Genomic DNA, 2725 nt, shown 5'->3' with positions numbered 1-2725 from the left:
AGCTCACCCTCGTCGACTCGCGGGCCGAGATGCTGGCGCCCGAGCGGTTGGGCGCGGCGGGAGGCTCGGGCCCCCTCGCCGATGCCATCGCGACCGTGTTCGTGCGACACCTGCCCGTGCCCGAGGCGGCGCTCGCCGACCTGCCGACGGGCGCGCACGTGCTCGTCATGACGCACGACCACGTCGAGGACCTCGCGATCGTGGAAGCCGCGCTGCGCACGCCCGGGCTCGGTTCGATCGGACTCATCGGCTCGCGGTCGAAGTGGGCGCGGTTCCGGGCGGAGCTGCTCGCGGCGGGCGTCACCGAGGAGGACCTCGCCCGGGTGTCCACGCCGATCGGCATCGAGGGCATCCGCTCGAAGGAGCCCGCCGCGATCGCCGTGAGCGTCGCCGCCCGCGTGCTGCAGCTCGTCGAGGCGCAGGTGCCGGAGCAGTCCGCGCGTTGAGTCAGAGGCCGAGTCGCTCCAGGTAGGCGTTGGCGAAACGGCGCTCGGGGTCGAAGCGGGCGCGCAGCGTGGCGAAGTCGTCCCAGCGGGGGTAGCGGCGGCGCACCTCGTCGCCCGGCAGCGTGAACACCTTGCCCCAGTGGGGACGCGCGGTGTTGGGGAGCGCCGCCTCGATCGCGGGCAGCAGGGCCGTGACCGCCGCCTCGTCGCGCACCCACGTGAAGTGGAGGCCGACCACGTCGGTGCCGTACGCCCCGCTCAGCCACAGGTCGTCGGCGCGGACCGTGCGCACCTCGCACACCTGCAGCAGCGGCGCGATGCGGTCGGCGAGGCCCCGCACGGCCTCGAGCGCGGCCACCGCGTCGGCGCGAGGCACGAGGTACTCCGACTGCAGCTCCTCCCCCGCCGACGGCGTGAACTCGAGCCTGAAGTGCGGCAGGCGTTCGAACCACGGGCCCGGCGCCCCGAGCTGCTCCGTGCACGCGTCGGCCGGCAGCCCGATGATCGGATGCCGCGCCTGGGTCGCCGCGTGGGCGCCGAGTCGTTCGACCACCGCACGGCGCCGCTCCGCGGCATCCGCGTCGAACGGCAGGCGCTGCTTGACCCAGAGCTGGTCGGCGACGTCGGTGCGCGACCACCGCGTGAAGATGCTCACGCTCGTGCCGAGCGAGGTCACCCCGTCGAGGTCGGCGAGGATCGCATCCCACGCGGGCGCCTCGTACACGGTCTGCGCGACGTCGTAGGTCGGCTCGACGTCGAGCTCGAGCCCCGTGACGACGCCCAGGGCGCCGAGGTGCACGACGGACCCGGCGAAGTCCGCGTCGCCGCGCACGAGGGTGCGGGACTCGCCGTTCGGCGTGACGAACCCGATGCCGCGCACGGCGGTGGCGAGCGAGCCGATGCCGTCGCCCGATCCGTGGGTGCCGGTGCCGACGGCGCCGGGCACCGAGATGTGCGGCAGCGACGCGAGGTTCGCGAGCGCGAGGCCCTTCCGCTGCAGGATCGGTGCGAGGTCGCCGTACCTCGGCGCCCCCGTGAGCCGCACGGCACCGGGCGCGCTCGAGGCGTCGATGTCGACCGGCAGCCGGTCGGTCGCGATGAGGGTGCCCACGGTGTCGGCGAGGTCGTTGAACGAGTGGCGCGTGCCGAGCACCCGGAACGGCCCATCGCCGGCGAGCACCTCCTGCAGCTCCTCCACCGATGACGGATGCACGATCCGCTGCGCCCGATAGGTCAGGTTGCCAGCCCAGTTGCGTTCCATCGTGCTCCTCACCAGTGCAGCTCGGGCCACCCGTCGGCATCCCAGCCGAGCGGCAGCAGCGCGAGCTGGAACTGCCCGTTCAGGTCGCCGTCGTAGTAGTGCAGCGCCATCATCCCATCCGACACCGACTGCCCGCCGGGTCCGATGCGGTGCCCATCCGTCTCGAGCAGCACCGTGCCGCCGTCCTCGAGCAGCGGGACGCCGTCGCGATCGACGAACGGCCCCGTCGGGGCATCCGCTCGGCCGACGGCGATCTTGTACGTGCTGTCAGCGCCCCGGCAGCAGGCGTCGCGCGAGACGAAGAGGAACCAGTCGCCGTCGTGCTCGACGAGGTACGGCGCCTCGATGGCGTTCGGCGGCGCGCCGCGGTCGGCGAGGCGGAGCGGCTCGGCCTCGTCGGCGCGCAGCCCGCCCGGCCACGCCAGCTCGACCATGCGGATGCCGCTCCAGAACGAGCCGAACGACATCCAGGGCGTGCCGTCCTCGTCGGTCGCGACGCCGGGGTCGATCGCATTGAAGTCGTCGCTCGAGTCCGATTCGATGACCGGCCCGCGGTCGACCCACTCGTACGCCGGGTCATCGGGATCGAGCGTGGTGTTGGTCGCGAGGGCGATCACCGAGGAGTTCTTGCCGAACCGAGACGCCGAGTAGTACAGGTACCAGGTGCCGTCGTGCTCGACGAGCTCGGGTGCCCACAGGTTGTCGACGCCGGGCACCGCCTCGGCGATCCACGCGGGCTTCTCGTCCCACACCTCGCCCTCGTAGCGCCAGTTCCGGCCGTCGGACGACGACCGGATCTGCACGTTGCCATCGGCGACCGTGCCGTTCCCGGTCGAGTAGACGTACCAGGTGTCGCCGTCCTTCGCGAGTGCGGGGTCATGCGTCGACAGGTCGCCCGACAGCTGCCACACGCCGGCCGTCGGCGCGCAGCCGGCGAGCGCCGGCATCAGCATCAGCAGAGCGGATGCCGCGACGAGGAGGATCCCCGATCGGAATGCGGCGCGGCGCGGCGGCATGG

At 72.9% G+C, this 2725-nt stretch carries 3 protein-coding genes; 1 reads left to right on the top strand and 2 read right to left on the bottom strand.

Features of this window, described 5'->3' with window-relative positions; all coding sequences use genetic code 11:
• The coding region (locus tag AC1DY2_RS18365; RefSeq protein ID WP_476763721.1) for an XdhC family protein at positions 1 to 446 on the top strand (446 nt) is incomplete at its 5' end.
• Between the two features lies 1 nt (position 447).
• On the opposite strand, the gene AC1DY2_RS18360 is transcribed toward AC1DY2_RS18365, so the two are convergent.
• The gene (locus tag AC1DY2_RS18360) at positions 448 to 1707 is read right to left on the bottom strand and encodes a D-arabinono-1,4-lactone oxidase (RefSeq protein WP_476763720.1); all 1260 of its coding nucleotides are present in this window, start codon (positions 1705 to 1707) and stop codon (positions 448 to 450) included.
• A gap of 8 nt (positions 1708 to 1715) precedes the next feature.
• Positions 1716 to 2725 (bottom strand): arabinan endo-1,5-alpha-L-arabinosidase (locus AC1DY2_RS18355; RefSeq protein WP_476763719.1); only part of this gene is annotated, 1010 nt, incomplete at its 5' end.

The organism is Agromyces sp. P1_H4 (assembly GCF_056405255.1).
Note: the sequence above shows the minus strand (reverse complement) of the source record. Positions and strands in the feature narration are given on the sequence as shown.

Excerpts from the sequence above, each read along its gene's own strand:
- AC1DY2_RS18360 (WP_476763720.1), bottom strand. The coding sequence starts at position 1,707 with ATGGAACGCAACTGGGCTGGCAACCTGACCTATCGGGCGCAGCGGATC.